This window comes from Sphingobium scionense (genome assembly GCF_014197035.1).
GTDB classification, from domain to species: Bacteria; Pseudomonadota; Alphaproteobacteria; order Sphingomonadales; family Sphingomonadaceae; genus Sphingobium; species Sphingobium scionense.
Map to the genome: position 1 here is coordinate 40191 of NZ_JACIEU010000005.1, position 15897 is coordinate 56087.

Here is a 15897-nt window from a genome sequence, read left to right on the forward strand (position 1 = left end):
TCTCCGGCTCGAATGAGCTAGAAGGGCAAAACGGGGCGGATATTTTTTTGTTGGCGTGTTTTCGTAAATCAACGGCTGCTCCGGCTGATTCATGAAAATGCGCTGGTTATTGGCTCTTTCGCATCGGTACAGGAACAATGGACAGCAACATCCGCATTCGCCTCAAGGCGTTCGATCATCGCGTGCTCGATCAGGCGACCGGCGACATCGCCGAAACCGCCCGCCGCACCGGCGCCCTTATTCGCGGTCCGATTCCTCTTCCGACGCGCATCGAAAAGTTCACGGTCAACCGTGGTCCGCACATCGACAAGAAGTCGCGCGAGCAGTTCGAGGTCCGCACCTACAAGCGTATGCTTGACATTGTGCAGCCGACGCCGCAGACGGTCGACGCGCTGATGAAGCTGGACCTGGCTGCCGGCGTGAACGTCGAGATCAAGCTGGCCTAAGCCGGCAAGTCCCTGCCATCCGCAAGGTTGGCAGGGTATCGGGCATTTCGCGACCCTGTGGGTTGCTGAAAGCTCACACGACACAAGGGATACCGCACGGCCTGCCGGTGAACCGGCCAAGGCGCGTGGTCCTGGTCCCCCGTCGCCTTTCCCTGGCGGGATCGGCATCCAACCCGGACGGGGTGATCTATACATTGGGTTGGGCCGCGAAGCAGAGATGCTGAGCGGTTTTTTCGTTGGATACGCCCGCTGCTATGGCGGGCCTCTATGGGAGTAATCAGTGATGCGCACAGGCGTGATCGCTAAGAAAGTCGGGATGACCCGCCTGTTCCAGGACGATGGACGTCACGTCCCCGTCACGGTCCTCAGCCTTGAGGGTACGCAGGTCGTTGCACGTAAGGAAGTTGAGCGCGACGGTTATGTTGCCCTTCAGCTGGGCGCTGGCGTTGCCAAGGCCAAGAATGTCGCCAAGCCGCAGCGCGGTCATTTCGCCAAGGCGGAAGTTGAACCGAAGGCGCGTCTGGTTGAATTCCGCGTCGCCGAGGATGCGCTCCTCGACGTCGGCGCTGAAATCGCCGCTGACCATTTCGTCGCTGGCCAGCTGGTCGACGTTGCCGGTCACACCCAGGGTAAGGGCTTTGCCGGTGCTATGAAGCGCTGGGGCTTCGGCGGTATGCGCGCCACCCACGGCGTGTCGATCAGCCACCGTGCACATGGTTCGACCGGTAACCGTCAGGATCCGGGCCGCGTCTTCAAGAACAAGAAGATGGCTGGTCACATGGGTGATCGTGAGCGGACCCAGCAGAATCTCGAGATCGTCCGCACGGACGTCGAGCGCGGTCTGCTGTTCGTCAAGGGTTCGGTTCCGGGCGCCAAGGGCACCTGGCTGACCGTCAGCGACGCCGTGAAGGTTCCCCGTCACGCCGACGCGCCCTATCCCGCCAGCCTGAAGCAGGCTGCAAACAGCAACGCCGCTCCGGCCGAGACGCCCGCGGAAGCGGCCGCTCCCGAAGCGACTGAAGGCCAGGAGGGCTAAACCATGAAGGTCAATGTACAGACCCTCGACGCGCAGGCCGCCGGCGACCTGGAGCTCAACGATGCCGTGTTCGGTGTCGAGCCCCGCGCTGACATTCTGCACCGCGTCGTCACCTGGCAGCTCGAGAAGCGTCGTGGCACTGCCCGCGGCACCCGCGAGCGTTCGGATGTCGCCCGCACCGGCAAGAAGTTCGGTCGCCAGAAGGGCGGCGGTACCGCCCGTCACGGCGATCGCCGCGCTCCCGTCTTCATCGGCGGTGGTAAGGCTCACGGTGCCCGCGTTCGCGACTTCAACCCCTCGCTGAACAAGAAGGTTCGCGCGCTGGGTCTGAAGATGGCGCTGTCGTCGAAGGTCAAGGACGGTTCGCTGATCATCCTCGACAATCTCGACGTTGCCGAAGGCAAGACCAAGGCGCTGGTCGCCAGCCTCGCCAAGCTGAACCTGAACAAGGTTCTGTTCATCGACGGCGACGCCGTGAACGTCAGCTTCGCCAAGGCTTCGGCCAACATCATCGGCGTGAACCTGCTGCCGGCCGTTGGTGCGAACGTCTACGACATCCTGAAGGCCGATTCGCTGGTGCTTACCCGCGCCGCGGTCGAAAAGCTGGAGGCCCGTTTCAATGGCTAAGAAAGAAGCAGCGACCGTCGACAACCGTCATTTTGACGTGGTTGTCGCGCCGGTCATCACCGAGAAGTCGACTCTGCTCTCGGAAAACAACGCCGTTGTCTTCAAGGTCGCGAACGACGCGTCCAAGCCGGAGATCAAGGCGGCTGTCGAAGCCCTGTTCGGCGTGACCGTGAAGGCGGTCAACACGCTGGTGCAGAAGGGCAAGGTCAAGCGCTGGAAGGGCAAGCCCTACAAGCGCAACGACGTGAAGAAGGCGATCGTCACGCTGGCCGAAGGCCAGTCCATCGACGTCACCACCGGTATTTGAGGCGAGATAGATGGCACTCAAGCACTATAACCCGACGAGCCCGGCCCAGCGTGGCCTGATCCTCGTCGACAAGTCGAGCCTGCACAAGGGCAAGCCCGTCAAGGCGCTGACCGAAGGCAAGCGCAAGACCGGTGGTCGTAACAACAAGGGTCATGTGACCTCGCGTGGTATCGGTGGCGGTCACAAGCAGCGCTATCGTATCATCGACTTCAAGCGTCGCCTGTGGGACGTTGAAGGCACGGTCGAGCGTCTGGAATATGACCCCAACCGCACCGCCTTCATCGCGCTGGTCAACTATCCCGACGGTACGCAGGCGTACATCATTGCGCCGCAGCGTCTGGCGCCCGGTGACAAGGTCATCGCGGGCAAGAAGACCGACGTGAAGCCGGGCAATGCGATGGAGCTGGGTCAGATGCCGGTCGGCACGATCATCCACAACATCGAGATGAAGCCGGGCAAGGGTGCGCAGCTCTGCCGTTCGGCGGGCACCTATGCCCAGCTGGTCGGCCGTGATCGCGGCATGGTCATGATCCGTCTGTCGTCGGGTGAGCAGCGCTACATCCGTTCGGACTGCATGGGCACCGTCGGCGCCGTGTCGAACCCCGACAACGCCAACACCAACCTGGCCAAGGCAGGCCGCAACCGTTGGAACGGCATCCGTCCTCTGACGCGCGGCGTGGCGAAGAACCCGGTCGATCACCCGCATGGCGGTGGTGAAGGCCGGACTTCGGGCGGCCGTCACCCGGTTACCCCGTGGGGCAAGCCGACCAAGGGTGCACGCACCCGTCACAACAAGGCAACGGACAAGTTCATCATCCGTAGCCGCCACGCGAAGAAGAAGAGGTAAGCGAGATGGCTCGTTCCGTCTGGAAAGGTCCGTTCGTGGACCTCAGCCTTCTGAAGAAGGCGGAAGTGGCGCAGGACGCCGGTGGCCGTTCGGGTCCGATCAAGACCTGGTCGCGCCGTTCCACCATCCTGCCGCAGTTCGTTGGCCTGACGTTCAACGTCTATAACGGCCGCAAGCATGTGCCGGTCTCGGTGAACGAGGACATGGTGGGTCACAAGCTGGGCGAATTCGCCCCGACCCGCTATTTCCCTGGTCACGCTGCCGACAAGAAGGGCAAGCGCTAATGAGCAAGGAAAAGGCTCCCCGTCGCGTCGCCGACAATGAAGCGCTCGCCGTCGGCACGCAGATCCGTGGTTCGGCCCAGAAGCTGAACCTGGTCGCTACGCTGATCCGCGGCCGCAAGGTCGAGGACGCGCTCAACATCCTCGCTTTCTCGAAGAAGGCGATGGCTGTGGACGTGCGCAAGGTGCTGGCTTCGGCCATCGCCAACGCGGAAAACAATCACAATCTGGACGTCGACGCACTCGTCGTGGCGGAAGCATCGGTGGGCAAGAGCTTCACCCTGAAGCGCTTCCACGCTCGCGGTCGCGGCAAGTCGACCCGGATCCTCAAGCCCTTCAGCCGCGTGCGCATCGTCGTGCGTGAAGCTGGCGAAGAAGCGGAGGCGTAAGCACATGGGTCACAAGAGCAACCCGATTGGTCTGCGTCTGCAGATCAACCGCACCTGGGACAGCCGCTGGTTCGCGGAAGGTGCCGACTATGGTCGCCTGCTGCTGGAGGATCTCAAGATCCGCCAGTTCATCATGAAGACCCTGCCGCAGGCCGCGATCTCGAAGGTCGTGATCGAGCGTCCTGCCAAGCTGTGCCGCGTGTCGATCTATGCTGCCCGTCCGGGCGTCATCATCGGCAAGAAGGGTGCGGACATCGAGAAGCTTCGCAAGAAGCTGGGTGCCTTCACCTCGTCGGACGTGTCGCTGAACATCGTCGAGATCCGCAAGCCGGAAATCGATTCGAAGCTCGTTGCACAGGGCATCGCTGACCAGCTGGAACGCCGCGTTGCTTTCCGTCGCGCCATGAAGCGTGCGGTGCAGTCGGCTCTCCGTCTGGGCGCCGAAGGCATCAAGATCACCTGCGGCGGCCGTCTGGGCGGTGCAGAGATCGCGCGTGTCGAATGGTATCGCGAAGGCCGCGTTCCGCTGCACACCCTGCGTGCGAACGTCGACTATGCCGAAGCCACGGCGCACACCGCCTATGGCGTTTGCGGCATCAAGGTCTGGATCTTCAAGGGCGAGATTCTCGGCCATGATCCGATGGCTACCGACCGGCTGATGCTGGAGGCTCAGACCTCCGGCGTGCGCCCGGCGCGCTGAGAATAAGAAGGTAATAGCGTCATGCTGCAACCGAAGAAGATGAAGTTCCGCAAGACCTTCAAGGGTCGGATCAAGGGCGATGCGAAGGGCGGCACTGCGCTGAACTTCGGCGCCTATGGTCTCAAGGCCATGGAGCCTGAGCGGATCACCGCGCGCCAGATCGAAGCGGCTCGCCGCGCGATCCAGCGCCACCTGCGCCGTCAGGGCCGTCTGTGGATCCGCGTGTTCCCCGACGTTCCGGTCACCAAGAAGCCGGCTGAAGTCCGCCAGGGCAAGGGCAAGGGTTCGGTCGAATATTGGGCGGCTCGCGTCGCTCCCGGCCGTATCCTGTTCGAACTGGACGGCGTTCCCGGTCCGCTCGCAGCAGAGGCCTTCTCGCGCGCCGCGATGAAGCTGCCCATCAAGACGAAGGTCGTTGCCCGCCTCGGCGACACCTCGCACCTGGAGGGTTAAGCTGTGGCCAACGTTGCAGACCTCAAGACCAAGTCGGACGACGAGCTGTCGACCGAGCTGAACAACCTGAAGCGCGAGCAGTTCAATCTGCGTTTCCAGGCGGCCACCAACCAGCTGGAAAAGCCCAGCCGCGTTCGTGAAGTCCGTCGTTCGATCGCGCAGATCAAGACCCTGCAGACCGAGCGTTCGCGCTCGGCCGCGAAGTAAAGGAAACACACGATGCCCAAGCGCGTGCTGACGGGAACGGTGGTTTCCGACAAGACCGACAAGACGGTGGTGGTTCGCGTGGAGCGCAAGGTTAAGCATGCGCTCTACGGCAAGATCATCCGCCGCTCGAAGAAGTACCATGCCCATGACGAGGGCAATGTCTACAAGGAAGGCGAAACGGTCCGCATCGAAGAGACCGCTCCGATTTCCAAGCTCAAGACCTGGAAGGTCATCGAGCGGGTAGACACCCACAAGTCGCCGGAATCGGCGGCCTAAGGGCAGTTACTGACCCTAGGGTCGAAAAAGTTCGGACGCGGGGCTGGCCTTTTCCTTCGGGAAAGGGTACAGGCCCGCGCTTCGTGCATTTCGTTCCCCGGGTCGATACACGAAATTCGGAACCGCCGGGATAGTCCCGGTAGGCCAAATAAGAAGGAACCGGATCCATGATCCAGATGCAATCCAATCTTGACGTCGCTGACAACAGCGGCGCCAAGCGCGTCCAGTGCATCAAGGTGCTGGGCGGCTCGAAGCGGCGTTTCGCCGGCGTGGGCGACATCATTGTCGTCTCCGTCAAGGAAGCTGCTCCGCGTGGCAAGGTGAAGAAGGGTGACGTGCATCGCGCCGTCATCGTGCGCACCGCCAAGGACGTGCGTCGCGCTGATGGCAGCGTGATTCGCTTCGACGGCAACGCCGCTGTGCTTATCAACAAGAACGAGGAGCCGATCGGCACCCGTATCTTTGGCCCGGTCGTTCGCGAACTGCGCGCCAAGAAGCACATGAAGATCATCTCGCTCGCTCCCGAGGTGCTGTAATGAGCGCTGCTAAGATCAAGAAGGGCGACAAGATCGTCGTCCTGGCTGGCAAGGACAAGGGCCGTACCGGCGCCGTCCTCCAGGTGCTGCCGAAGGCCGACAAGGTCCTCGTCGAAGGCATCAACGTGCATGCACGTCATCGCAAGCCCGATCAGGCCAACCCGCAGGGTGGCATCGATCGCAAGCCGGCGCCGCTGCACATTTCGAACGTCGCTGTCGCCGACAAGGATGGCAAGCCGACCCGCGTCCGTTTCGAGGATCGCGACGGCAAGAAGGTCCGTGTCGCCGTCAAGTCCGGTGAGGTGCTGTAATGGCCGACAAGTATATCCCGCGCTCGAAGGCCGTCTATGACGCCGAAATCGCGAAGGCGATGACCGAGAAGTTCGGTTATTCGAACGTCATGGAAGTGCCCAAGATCGAGAAGATCACGCTCAACATGGGCGTGGGCGAAGCCACCCAGGACAAGAAGAAGGTCACTTCGGCCGCCGAGGAAATGGAACTGATCGCTGGCCAGAAGCCGGTTATCACCAAGGCGAAGAAGTCGATCGCGCAGTTCAAGCTGCGTGAAGGCATGCCGATCGGTGCGAAGGTCACGCTGCGCCGCGAGCGCATGTACGAGTTCGTTGATCGCCTGATCAACATCGCTCTGCCCCGCGTGCGCGATTTCCGTGGTCTCAATCCGAAGAGCTTCGATGGCCGTGGCAACTATGCCTTTGGTATCAAGGAGCAGATCATCTTCCCGGAGATCAGCTATGACCGCGTCGACAAGGTGCGCGGCATGGATATCATCGTGACCACCACGGCGAAGACGGACGATGAAGCGCGCGAACTGCTGCGCCTCTTCGGCTTCCCCTTCCCGCTCGAAGAGAAGCAGGCGGCCTGATAGGTCCCGCTTCTCTCCCTAACGCTTAAGCTAAGGAAGAGAACTTAAGTCATGGCGAAACTGAGTTCGATCAACAAGAACGAGCGCCGCAAGAAGCTGGTGAAGAAGTATGCCGGCCGCTATGCGAAGCTCAAGGCGATCGCAGCTGATACTGCACTCGACGACACCGAGCGTCTGATCGCGCGTCTGAAGATGGCGGAAGTCCCCCGCAACGGCAATCCGACCCGCATTCGCAATCGTTGCGAACTGACTGGTCGCCCGCGCGCTTACTACCGTAAATTCCGTCTCTGCCGCGTGCAGCTGCGTGATCTGGCCAACAAGGGCCTGATCCCCGGCGTCACCAAGTCGAGCTGGTAAGGATCATTTGAGATGGCATTGACCGATCCCCTGGGTGATATGCTCACCCGCATCCGTAACGGACAGCAGGCGAAGAAGGACAGCGTTGTGTCCCCCGCCAGCAAGCTCCGTGCCCGCGTGCTCGACGTTCTGCAGCGCGAAGGCTATATCCGTGGTTATTCCGAGGAAGCCCTTGGCAATCACCCCGGCCTGCGCATCGAGCTGAAATATTTCGAGGGCCAGCCGGCGATCAAGCATGTCGCCCGCGTGTCCAAGCCTGGCCGCCGCGTTTACTCGGGTTCCAAGGAACTGCCGGTGATCCGCAACGGCCTGGGCATCACCATTGTCTCGACGCCCAAGGGTGTTCTGTCTGACGCCGAAGCGCGTGAGCAGAATGTCGGTGGCGAAGTGCTGGCGGAGGTGTTCTGATGAGCCGCACTGGCAAAAAGCCGGTCTCCGTCCCGTCGGGCGTGACCGCGTCGATCGCTGACGGTCAGCTGTCGGTGAAGGGCCCCAAGGGCACCCTCGCCATTCCGCTGGCAGACGAGGTGACCTACACCGTCGAAGAAGGCAGCATCGCTGTGCAGCCCGCCAATAACGGCAAGCGCGCTCGCGCTTTCTGGGGCATGCAGCGTACCCTGATCCAGAACCTGATCACCGGCGTGACCGAGGGTTTCTCCAAGAAGCTCCTGATCACCGGTGTTGGCTACCGTGCGAACTCGCAGGGCAAAACCCTGAAGCTGCAGCTCGGCTATAGCCACGACGTCGATTTCGAGATTCCGGAAGGCATCGAGATCAAGACCCCGGATAACACCACGGTCGAGATCAGCGGCATCGACAAGCAGAAGGTCGGCCAGGTCGCCGCCGAGATCCGCCGCTGGCGCAAGCCCGAACCCTATAAGGGCAAGGGCATCAAGTACGCCGGCGAATTCATCTTCCGCAAGGAAGGGAAGAAGAAGTAAGATGGCTAAGCTTTCCCTCTTCGCGCGGCGTCGTCGCCGCGTTCGCACCGCGCTCAAGGCTGTTTCGGGCACCCGTCCGCGCCTCAGCGTCCATCGTTCGGGCCGCCACATCTACGCCCAGGTCATTGATGACGTCGCCGGCACCACCGTCGCCGCCGCTTCGACCCTGGACAAGGACGTGGGTTCCAAGGCTCTGGGCAAGACCGGCGCCAGCGCTGAAGCCGCTGCCGATGTCGGCAAGCGCGTTGCCGCTGCGGCGACCGCTGCCGGCGTCACCCAGGTCGTGTTCGACCGTGGTGGCTTCCTGTTCCATGGCCGCGTCAAGGCGCTGGCCGATGCCGCCCGTGAAGGCGGGCTGGAGTTCTGATCATGGCTGATGAAAACACCAATGAAGTCGTCGCGCCCGTCGAGGGTGCCGAAGCGACTGCACCGACCGAAGGTCGTGGTCCCGGTCGTGGCCGTGGCAACCGTGGCGGTGGCGATCGCAACCGCGGTGAGCGCGGTGGCCGTGGCCGTCGTGACGATCGTCGCGGCAACCGCGACGAGGAGCAGGGCGAAGAGCTGATCGAGAAGCTGGTTCACATCAACCGCGTCTCGAAGACCGTCAAGGGCGGTAAGCGCTTCGGTTTCGCTGCTCTGGTCGTCGTCGGCGACGGCAAGGGCCGCGCCGGTTTCGGTCATGGCAAGGCGCGCGAAGTGCCTGAAGCCATCAGCAAGGCGACTGCTTCGGCCAAGAAGGCGATGGTTCGCGTTCCGCTGAAGGAAGGCCGCACCCTGCACCATGATGGCCTCGGCCACTTCGGTGCTGGCAAGGTGACTGTCCGTTCGGCTCCGGCCGGTACCGGCATCATCGCCGGCGGTCCGATGCGCGCCGTGTTCGAAAGCCTCGGCGTCGCTGACGTCGTGACCAAGTCGAACGGCACCTCGAACCCCTACAACATGATCCGTGCGACCTTCGCGGCTCTGGGCGAACAGACCAGCCCGAAGTCGGTGGCGCAGCGTCGTGGCAAGAAGGTCGCTGACCTTCTGCGTCGCGGTGGTGCTTCGGCCGAAGTCGCGCAGGCTGATGCCGAAGCGATTGCGGAGTAACTGACATGGCGAAGATCAAGATCAAGCAGATCGGTTCGCCGATCCGTCGCCCCGAAAGCCAGAAGAAGATTCTGATCGGCCTGGGCCTTGGCAAGATGCATCGCGTGGTCGAGCTGGAAGACACGGCGGAAGTCCGCGGTGCCATCAAGAAGCTCCCCCACATGGTGGCAGTGGTCGAGGGCTAAGCCCTTTCGATCCGACGAAATGAAGCGAAAGAGGGGGCGACCCCTCTTTCGTTTTTTTAGCGGAAGCGCTAACGGGCGCTTCCTTTAGATGATCCCACAAGGGATCAGCGCGACAAAAGCGAAAGCGAGTGCGAACATGAAACTGAACGAAATCAACGACATTGCCGGTGCCCGCAAGGGCCGTATGCGCGTCGGCCGCGGTATCGGCTCGGGCAAGGGCAAGACTGCCGGTCGCGGCCAGAAGGGTGCCAAGGCACGCTCGGGCGTCAGCATCAACGGCTTCGAGGGTGGCCAGATGCCGCTCCACATGCGCATCCCGAAGCGCGGCTTCAACAACATCTTCGCGAACGATTACGCGATCGTGAACCTGGGTGAAGTGCAGGTTGCGATCGACGCCGGCAAGCTGGACGCTGCCGCCGTGATCGACCATGCTGCGCTGAAGGCGGCCAACCTGGCCCGTGGTGGCAAGGATGGCGTCCGCGTTCTCGCCAAGGGCGAACTGACCGCCAAGGTCAGCTTCCTGGTCGCCGGTGCCTCGATGAGTGCTGTCGAAGCAGTCGCCAAGGCTGGTGGCAAGCTCGACGTGATCGAGGTCGTCCCGGCTGCCGAGAAGGCCAAGGCGAAGAAGGGCACCGCCCTTGCCGCCAAGAAGGCCGCCAAGGCCTAAGTCTCGCCTGAGACTTGCAAGCACGGCCCCGCTGCCCGATATGGGTTGGCGGGGCTATGTGTATCGGGGGGAGCATATGTTCGTCGCAATGGCGGCAACTCCCGTTCGACATGGTCTTCCCGCCCCGCTAAGGGGGTAGCGATTCCGCCAAGGGGGCTTATGGCCCCGGCAAGAATGATTTGAAGGGCAGCCACAATGGCATCGAGAGCCGACCAGCTCGCATCCAATCTCAGCCTCGCGAAGTTCAGCCAGGCGACCGACCTCAAGAAGCGCCTGTGGTTCACGCTCGGCGCGCTGATCGTCTTCCGCTTTCTCAGCTTCGTGCCGCTGCCGGGTATCGATCCCACCGCGCTCGCAGCCTGGTCGCAGAAGTCGGCTGGCGGCATTCTCGACATCTTCAACACCTTCTCGGGTGGTGCATTGTCGCGCGCGAGCCTCATCACGCTCGGCATCATGCCCTACATCACCGCGTCGATCGTGGTGCAGCTGGCCGCCTCCCTCTCGCCGCAGCTCGCGGCGATCAAGAAGGAAGGCGAGAGCGGTCGCAAGAAGCTGAACCAATATACCCGCTACGGTACCGTCGGCCTGACCGCGGTGCAGGGCTATGCCGCCGCCGCCAACTGGCAGGCACAGGGCGTGGTCGTGGATCCGGGCATGTTGTTCGTCGTCTCGGCGATCATTTCGCTGATCGGCGGCACCATGTTCCTGTTGTGGCTGGGTGAGCAGATCACTTCGCGCGGTATCGGTAACGGCACCTCGCTGATCATCATGGCCGGTATCGTCGCCCAATTGCCGGTGACGTTGAGCAACCTGTTCAAGTCGGGCAGCGAAGGGTCGGTCTCTGGCCTGGCCATCTTCCTCGTCGTCGTGTTGGGCTTTGGTCTGATTGCCTTCATCTGCTTCATGGAGCGGGCGCAGCGCCGGGTGCTGATCCAGTATCCCAAGCGTCAGACGCGTCAGGGCCTGATGCAGGCGGATCGCAGCCACCTGCCGCTCAAGGTCAACACGGCGGGTGTGATCCCGCCGATCTTTGCCAGCTCGCTTCTGCTGCTGCCGCTGACCATCTCGCAGTTCATGGGCGTCAAGGCCGATGAAGAGAATGGCTGGAGCAGCGCGATCCTGACGATCAACCAGTATCTGTCGCATGGCAGCCCGTTCTACATGGCCCTTTATGGGCTGGGCATCGTCTTCTTCTGCTTCTTCTACACTGCCGTGGTGTTCAATCCGGAAGAGACGGCCGACAATCTGAAGCGTAATGGCGGCTTCATTCCGGGTATCCGTCCGGGCAAGAATACCGAGAATTATCTCGACTATGTGCTGACCCGGATCACGGTGATCGGCGCCGCCTATCTGGCCTTCATCTGCCTGGTACCGGAGTTCGTCATCGCCCGGGCGGGAATTCCCTTCTACCTTGGTGGGACTAGCCTGCTGATCGTGGTCAATGTTACGGTCGATACCGTGACCCAGATCCAGAGCCATCTGCTCGCCCATCAATATGGGGATCTGATCAAGAAGGCGAAGCTCAAGGGCCGCATGCGCTAAGGGGGCGCATGCAGGCTAGCGCAAGTACAAGGGGAGAATGCGCGCAATGAATATCATTCTGCTTGGTCCTCCAGGTGCCGGCAAGGGTACCCAGGCCACGCGACTCGTCGACAGTCGGGGCATGGTGCAACTGTCGACCGGAGACATGCTGCGGGCGGCGGTCAAGGCGGGGACGCCGGTCGGCCTGCAGGCCAAGGCGCTGATGGAATCGGGGTCACTGGTGCCGGACGAGGTCGTGTCGGGCATCATCGGCGAAGCGCTCGATGCGCTGTCGGCCGATACCGGCGTCATCTTCGACGGCTATCCGCGGACAGAGGCCCAGGCTCATTCGCTCGACACGATCCTGGCCGATCGCGGCCGCACGCTGGATCATGTGATCGAGCTGGAAGTGGACGAGGATGCGCTGGTCGAGCGCATCACCGGCCGCTTCACCTGCGCGACCTGCGGCGAAGGCTATCATGATGCCTTCAAGCAGCCCAAGGTCGAGGGCACGTGCGACAAGTGCGGCGGGCATGAGTTCAAGCGTCGTCCGGACGACAATGAGGCAACGGTGCGCACCCGCATGGCCGAATATCGTGCCAAGACCGCACCGATCCTGCCGATCTACGAAGCGCGCGGCATCGTCAGCCGCGTCGATGGCATGGCCGACATGAACGACGTCAGCGGCGCCATCGTCGCCATCTTGGACGGCGTTCCGGCCTGAGCTATTCTCCCTCCCCGACGACAAGGCGGGGAGGGGATATGGCCTATCCAATCACATCGATACTGACAGGCGCCGGCATGGCGCTGGCGGCCGCGCCCGGACAGGGTGGGGTGGTTGCCAGCAGCGATGCCGGCTTTGTCGTGCAGGCGAGCGTGGACGTGGCGGCGGCGCCCGACGCGGCCTATGCGCTGCTGGCAGAGCCGGGGCGCTGGTGGAACAGCGCCCACACCTATAGCGGCGATGCGCGCAACATGGTGCTGGAGGCGAAGGCCGGAGGCTGCTTCTGCGAGACTCTTCTCGACAAGAGCGGAAAGGGCGCCTCCGGCAGCATCGAACATGCGCGGGTCATCTATGCCGCGCCGGGCCAGCGGTTGCGGCTGAGCGGGGCGCTGGGGCCGTTGCAGAGCGAAGCGGTGACCGGCGTGCTGGACTTCGCCATTACGGCCGCGCCGGGCGGCAGCCGTGTGACGCTGACCTATTCCGTTGGCGGTTATATGCGCGGTGGCCTGGCGCCGATTGCGCCGATGGTCGACAAGGTGCTTGTGGAGCAGCTCGACGGGTATAAGCGGGCTGCAGATAGCAAGGGCTGAAGGGCGCCTGCGCCCGCAGGCGGAAGGAAATCGGGGCGGAAGCCTGATGGCCTCCACCCCGATGGATCTTGTTTAGTTCTCGTCGCCCATGCGCAGGGCGGCGATGAAGGCTTCCTGCGGAATCTGGACGCTGCCATATTCGCGCATCCGCTTCTTGCCTTCCTTCTGCTTCTCCAGCAGCTTCTTCTTCCGGGTGATGTCGCCGCCATAGCATTTCGCCGTGACGTCCTTGCGCATCGCCGCGATCGTCTCGCGCGCGATCACCTTACCGCCGATCGCCGCCTGGATCGGGATCTTGAACAGGTGGCGGGGGATCAGATCCTTGAGGCGCTCGCACATGTGGCGGCCGCGCGCTTCGGCGGCCGAACGGTGGACGATCATCGACAGCGCATCGACCGGCTCATTGTTGACGAGGATGCTCATCTTGACGAGGTCGCCCTCGCGCGTGCCGATCTGGTGATAATCGAAGCTGGCATAGCCGCGGCTGATGCTCTTCAAGCGATCATAGAAGTCGAACACCACTTCGTTGAGCGGCAGTTCATAGGTCACCTGGGCGCGACCGCCGACATAGGTGAGGTTCTTCTGGATGCCGCGACGGTCCTGGCAGAGCTTGAGGATGCTGCCCAGATATTCGTCGGGGCAATAGATCACCGCCTCGATCCAGGGCTCTTCGATCATCTCGATATAGTTGGGATCGGGCATGTCGGCCGGGTTGTGCAGATGCAGCACCGACCCGTCCTTCATGTGCATCTCATAGACCACCGACGGCGCCGTGGTGATCAGGTCCAGATCATATTCGCGGCTGAGGCGCTCCTGGATGATTTCCAGATGTAGCAGGCCCAGGAAGCCGCAGCGGAAGCCGAAGCCGAGCGCGGCCGAGGTTTCCATCTCGAACGAGAAGCTGGCGTCGTTGAGGCGCAGCTTCGAGATGGATTCGCGCAGCTTCTCGAAGTCGTTGGCATCGACCGGGAACAGGCCGCAGAACACCACCGGCTGCACTTCCTTGAAGCCCGGCAGCGGCTTGGTCGCGCCATTCTTCACGGTCGTGATCGTGTCGCCGACGCGGGTCTGGGCGATTTCCTTGATCTGCGCGGTGATGAAGCCGATCTCGCCGGCGGCGAGTTCGGGCAGCGCCTCGATCTTGGGGCGCATGCAGCCGACACGGTCGATCAGATGTTCGGTGCCGCCGATCATGAACTTGACCGCCTGGCCCTTCTTGATGACGCCGTTGACGACGCGCACGAGGATGACGACGCCCAGATAGGGATCGTACCAGCTGTCGACCAGCATCGCCTCCAGCGGCGCGTTGCGGTCGCCCTTAGGCGCGGGAATCTTGTTGACGATCGCTTCCAGGATATCGTCGATGCCGATGCCCGACTTGGCACTGGCAAGCACCGCTTCCGACGCATCGAGGCCGATCACTTCCTCGATTTCCGCGCGCACCTTTTCCGGCTCGGCGGCGGGCAGGTCGATCTTGTTCAGCACTGGCACGATCTCATGATCATGCTCGATCGACTGATAGACGTTGGCCAGTGTCTGCGCTTCCACGCCCTGCGCGGCGTCGACGACCAGCAGCGCACCTTCGCACGCGGCGAGACTGCGCGACACTTCATAGGCGAAGTCGACATGGCCCGGCGTGTCCATGAGATTGAGCTCATAGGTCTCGCCATTCTTTGCGGTATAGTCGAGGCGCACGGTCTGCGCCTTGATCGTGATCCCGCGCTCCTTCTCGATGTCCATGTTATCAAGGACTTGCGCGCTCATCTCACGGTCGGTCAGGCCGCCGGTGCGCTGGATCAGGCGATCGGCCAGCGTCGACTTGCCATGGTCGATATGCGCAATGATCGAAAAGTTTCGGATATGGGACAGGTCGGTCATCGGCGCCCGATAGCAGCAGTTTCAGGCGCTGTCAGCAGGATCGCGCATGGCGGCGTGCGGACATGACACTATCCTGCCACTATGATAGTCTCCTGAAAAATACCCGGGTCGCACGACATTCTCTCGATCAGACAGAAACGGGGTTAAGAAAAATGCGTGTATTGAAGATGCTGACTGCAACTGCGGTCTGCTTTGGCTCGATTGCACCGCTCGCCATGGCCGCCGAAAAGGGCTCGTCGGCTCGCCAGGAACAGTCGCGGAAACAGGCGGAAATCCCGCACTGCACCAAGCGGTTGGGCACTGTCGCGATCGTAGAACCCGAGAATCAGTGGTGGCGCGAACTCAATCTGGGCAGCCCCGAGGCTATCCTGAAGATTTTCGTGCAGCAGTCGGGCTGCTTCGGCCTCGTCAATCGTGGCCGCTCGATGGCGAACCGCAACATGGAACGCGCCATGGCCGACAATGGCGAATTGCAGGCCGGCAGCAATCTGGGCCGCGGCCAGGTGAAGGCGGCGGACTATTTCCTGGAGCCCGACATCGTCTCGTCCAACCGCAACAGTGGCGGCAACTCACTGGGCGGCGTGCTGGGCGGCTTCATGGGCGGAAGCACCTGGGGGCGGATTGCCGGCGGCATCAACGTCAAGAAGAGCGAGGCGAACGTCACGCTCTCCGTGGTCAATGCCCGCACCACCGAGGAAGAGGCGCTGACCGAGGGCTATGCCCGCAAGTCGGACCTCAGCTTCAACGCCAGTGGCGGGTCGAGCTGGTGGGGTGGCTTTGCCGGTGCAGGCGGCGGTGGCTATCAGAATACCGAAATCGGTCAGGTGATCGTGCTCGCCTATCTCGACGCCTATACCAAGCTGGTGACGCAGCTGGGTGGCCTGCCGGACAATGCAGCGGCTGCGGCACCGGTCGCGCAATAAGATTGATAAGGGGGCGTTGCCGCTGCGGCAGCGC

General features: G+C 62.4%; 26 protein-coding genes. 25 read left to right on the forward strand and 1 reads right to left on the reverse strand.

All coding sequences use genetic code 11. The features are described 5' to 3' along the window. Window positions 1-137: 137 nt before the first annotated feature. From rpsJ to GGQ90_RS06810, 24 genes are all read left to right on the forward strand, one after another. A complete protein-coding gene (rpsJ, locus tag GGQ90_RS06695) occupies window positions 138-446 on the forward strand; it encodes a 30S ribosomal protein S10 (protein ID WP_004208724.1) in 309 nt (102 codons plus the stop codon). A 283-nt stretch (window positions 447-729) separates the two neighbouring features. Beyond that, a complete protein-coding gene (gene rplC / locus GGQ90_RS06700) occupies window positions 730-1482 on the forward strand; it encodes a 50S ribosomal protein L3 (protein ID WP_004208723.1) in 753 nt (250 codons plus the stop codon). Window positions 1483-1485: 3 nt separating this feature from the next. Next, complete coding sequence (gene rplD, locus GGQ90_RS06705) at window positions 1486-2109, forward strand: 50S ribosomal protein L4 (RefSeq protein ID WP_188081416.1); 624 nt, start codon at window positions 1486-1488, stop codon at window positions 2107-2109. Further along, a complete protein-coding gene (locus GGQ90_RS06710) occupies window positions 2102-2416 on the forward strand; it encodes a 50S ribosomal protein L23 (RefSeq protein WP_188081417.1) in 315 nt (104 codons plus the stop codon). The genes rplD and GGQ90_RS06710 overlap by 8 nt, the downstream gene beginning before the upstream one ends. A 10-nt stretch (window positions 2417-2426) precedes the next feature. Next, complete coding sequence (gene rplB / locus GGQ90_RS06715; RefSeq protein ID WP_188081418.1) at window positions 2427-3263, forward strand: 50S ribosomal protein L2; 837 nt, start codon at window positions 2427-2429, stop codon at window positions 3261-3263. Between the two features lie 5 nt (window positions 3264-3268). Beyond that, entirely contained in the window at window positions 3269-3547 is a 279-nt protein-coding gene (rpsS, locus tag GGQ90_RS06720) for a 30S ribosomal protein S19 (protein ID WP_007686576.1), read from the forward strand. Next, on the forward strand, window positions 3547-3933 hold the full coding sequence (gene rplV, locus GGQ90_RS06725; protein WP_004208717.1) for a 50S ribosomal protein L22: 387 nt from the start codon (window positions 3547-3549) through the stop codon (window positions 3931-3933). The genes rpsS and rplV overlap by 1 nt, the downstream gene beginning before the upstream one ends. A gap of 4 nt (window positions 3934-3937) precedes the next feature. Further along, the gene (rpsC, locus tag GGQ90_RS06730; protein ID WP_188081419.1) at window positions 3938-4633 is read left to right on the forward strand and encodes a 30S ribosomal protein S3; all 696 of its coding nucleotides are present in this window, start codon (window positions 3938-3940) and stop codon (window positions 4631-4633) included. Between the two features lie 21 nt (window positions 4634-4654). Further along, window positions 4655-5086: a 50S ribosomal protein L16 gene (gene rplP / locus GGQ90_RS06735; protein WP_188081420.1), complete on the forward strand. Its 432-nt coding sequence runs from the start codon at window positions 4655-4657 to the stop codon at window positions 5084-5086. Between the two features lie 3 nt (window positions 5087-5089). Next, window positions 5090-5293 (forward strand): 50S ribosomal protein L29, encoded by a 204-nt coding sequence (gene rpmC, locus GGQ90_RS06740; RefSeq protein ID WP_004208714.1) that lies wholly within the window; start codon window positions 5090-5092, stop codon window positions 5291-5293. 12 nt (window positions 5294-5305) lie between these two features. Continuing rightward, window positions 5306-5569 (forward strand): 30S ribosomal protein S17, encoded by a 264-nt coding sequence (gene rpsQ / locus GGQ90_RS06745; protein WP_004208713.1) that lies wholly within the window; start codon window positions 5306-5308, stop codon window positions 5567-5569. Window positions 5570-5736: 167 nt separating this feature from the next. After that, window positions 5737-6105 carry a 50S ribosomal protein L14 gene (gene rplN / locus GGQ90_RS06750; RefSeq protein WP_004208712.1) on the forward strand — a complete coding sequence of 123 codons (369 nt, stop codon included), beginning with the start codon at window positions 5737-5739 and terminating at the stop codon, window positions 6103-6105. Beyond that, window positions 6105-6416 carry a 50S ribosomal protein L24 gene (gene rplX / locus GGQ90_RS06755; RefSeq protein WP_188081421.1) on the forward strand — a complete coding sequence of 104 codons (312 nt, stop codon included), beginning with the start codon at window positions 6105-6107 and terminating at the stop codon, window positions 6414-6416. The genes rplN and rplX overlap by 1 nt, the downstream gene beginning before the upstream one ends. Next, complete coding sequence (gene rplE, locus GGQ90_RS06760) at window positions 6416-6988, forward strand: 50S ribosomal protein L5 (protein ID WP_188081422.1); 573 nt, start codon at window positions 6416-6418, stop codon at window positions 6986-6988. The genes rplX and rplE overlap by 1 nt, the downstream gene beginning before the upstream one ends. 51 nt (window positions 6989-7039) lie before the next feature. Next, entirely contained in the window at window positions 7040-7345 is a 306-nt protein-coding gene (gene rpsN, locus GGQ90_RS06765; RefSeq protein ID WP_004208708.1) for a 30S ribosomal protein S14, read from the forward strand. 12 nt (window positions 7346-7357) lie between these two features. Further along, window positions 7358-7753 carry a 30S ribosomal protein S8 gene (gene rpsH, locus GGQ90_RS06770; RefSeq protein ID WP_188081423.1) on the forward strand — a complete coding sequence of 132 codons (396 nt, stop codon included), beginning with the start codon at window positions 7358-7360 and terminating at the stop codon, window positions 7751-7753. Further along, complete coding sequence (gene rplF / locus GGQ90_RS06775; protein WP_188081424.1) at window positions 7753-8286, forward strand: 50S ribosomal protein L6; 534 nt, start codon at window positions 7753-7755, stop codon at window positions 8284-8286. Before rpsH ends, rplF begins: the two co-directional genes overlap by 1 nt. 1 nt (window position 8287) lies before the next feature. Further along, window positions 8288-8653 (forward strand): 50S ribosomal protein L18, encoded by a 366-nt coding sequence (rplR, locus tag GGQ90_RS06780; RefSeq protein ID WP_188081425.1) that lies wholly within the window; start codon window positions 8288-8290, stop codon window positions 8651-8653. Between the two features lie 2 nt (window positions 8654-8655). Next, window positions 8656-9375 (forward strand): 30S ribosomal protein S5, encoded by a 720-nt coding sequence (gene rpsE / locus GGQ90_RS06785; protein ID WP_188081426.1) that lies wholly within the window; start codon window positions 8656-8658, stop codon window positions 9373-9375. A gap of 5 nt (window positions 9376-9380) precedes the next feature. Next, window positions 9381-9560: a 50S ribosomal protein L30 gene (rpmD, locus tag GGQ90_RS06790; RefSeq protein ID WP_188081427.1), complete on the forward strand. Its 180-nt coding sequence runs from the start codon at window positions 9381-9383 to the stop codon at window positions 9558-9560. A 136-nt stretch (window positions 9561-9696) separates the two neighbouring features. Then, window positions 9697-10227, forward strand: coding sequence for a 50S ribosomal protein L15 (gene rplO / locus GGQ90_RS06795; protein WP_188081428.1), 531 nt, complete (start codon window positions 9697-9699; stop codon window positions 10225-10227). 195 nt (window positions 10228-10422) lie between these two features. Next, window positions 10423-11769: a preprotein translocase subunit SecY gene (gene secY / locus GGQ90_RS06800; RefSeq protein ID WP_188081429.1), complete on the forward strand. Its 1347-nt coding sequence runs from the start codon at window positions 10423-10425 to the stop codon at window positions 11767-11769. Window positions 11770-11815: 46 nt separating this feature from the next. Continuing rightward, window positions 11816-12472 (forward strand): adenylate kinase, encoded by a 657-nt coding sequence (locus tag GGQ90_RS06805; protein ID WP_188081430.1) that lies wholly within the window; start codon window positions 11816-11818, stop codon window positions 12470-12472. Between the two features lie 38 nt (window positions 12473-12510). Then, entirely contained in the window at window positions 12511-13062 is a 552-nt protein-coding gene (locus tag GGQ90_RS06810) for an SRPBCC family protein (protein WP_188081431.1), read from the forward strand. A 72-nt stretch (window positions 13063-13134) separates the two neighbouring features. On the opposite strand, the gene lepA is transcribed toward GGQ90_RS06810, so the two are convergent. Beyond that, on the reverse strand, window positions 13135-14940 hold the full coding sequence (gene lepA / locus GGQ90_RS06815; protein ID WP_188081432.1) for a translation elongation factor 4: 1806 nt from the start codon (window positions 14938-14940) through the stop codon (window positions 13135-13137). A 152-nt stretch (window positions 14941-15092) separates the two neighbouring features. Here lepA and GGQ90_RS06820 point away from each other — a divergent pair, with 152 nt between their 5' ends. Continuing rightward, window positions 15093-15863 (forward strand): CsgG/HfaB family protein, encoded by a 771-nt coding sequence (locus GGQ90_RS06820; RefSeq protein WP_188081433.1) that lies wholly within the window; start codon window positions 15093-15095, stop codon window positions 15861-15863. Window positions 15864-15897 lie beyond the last annotated feature (34 nt).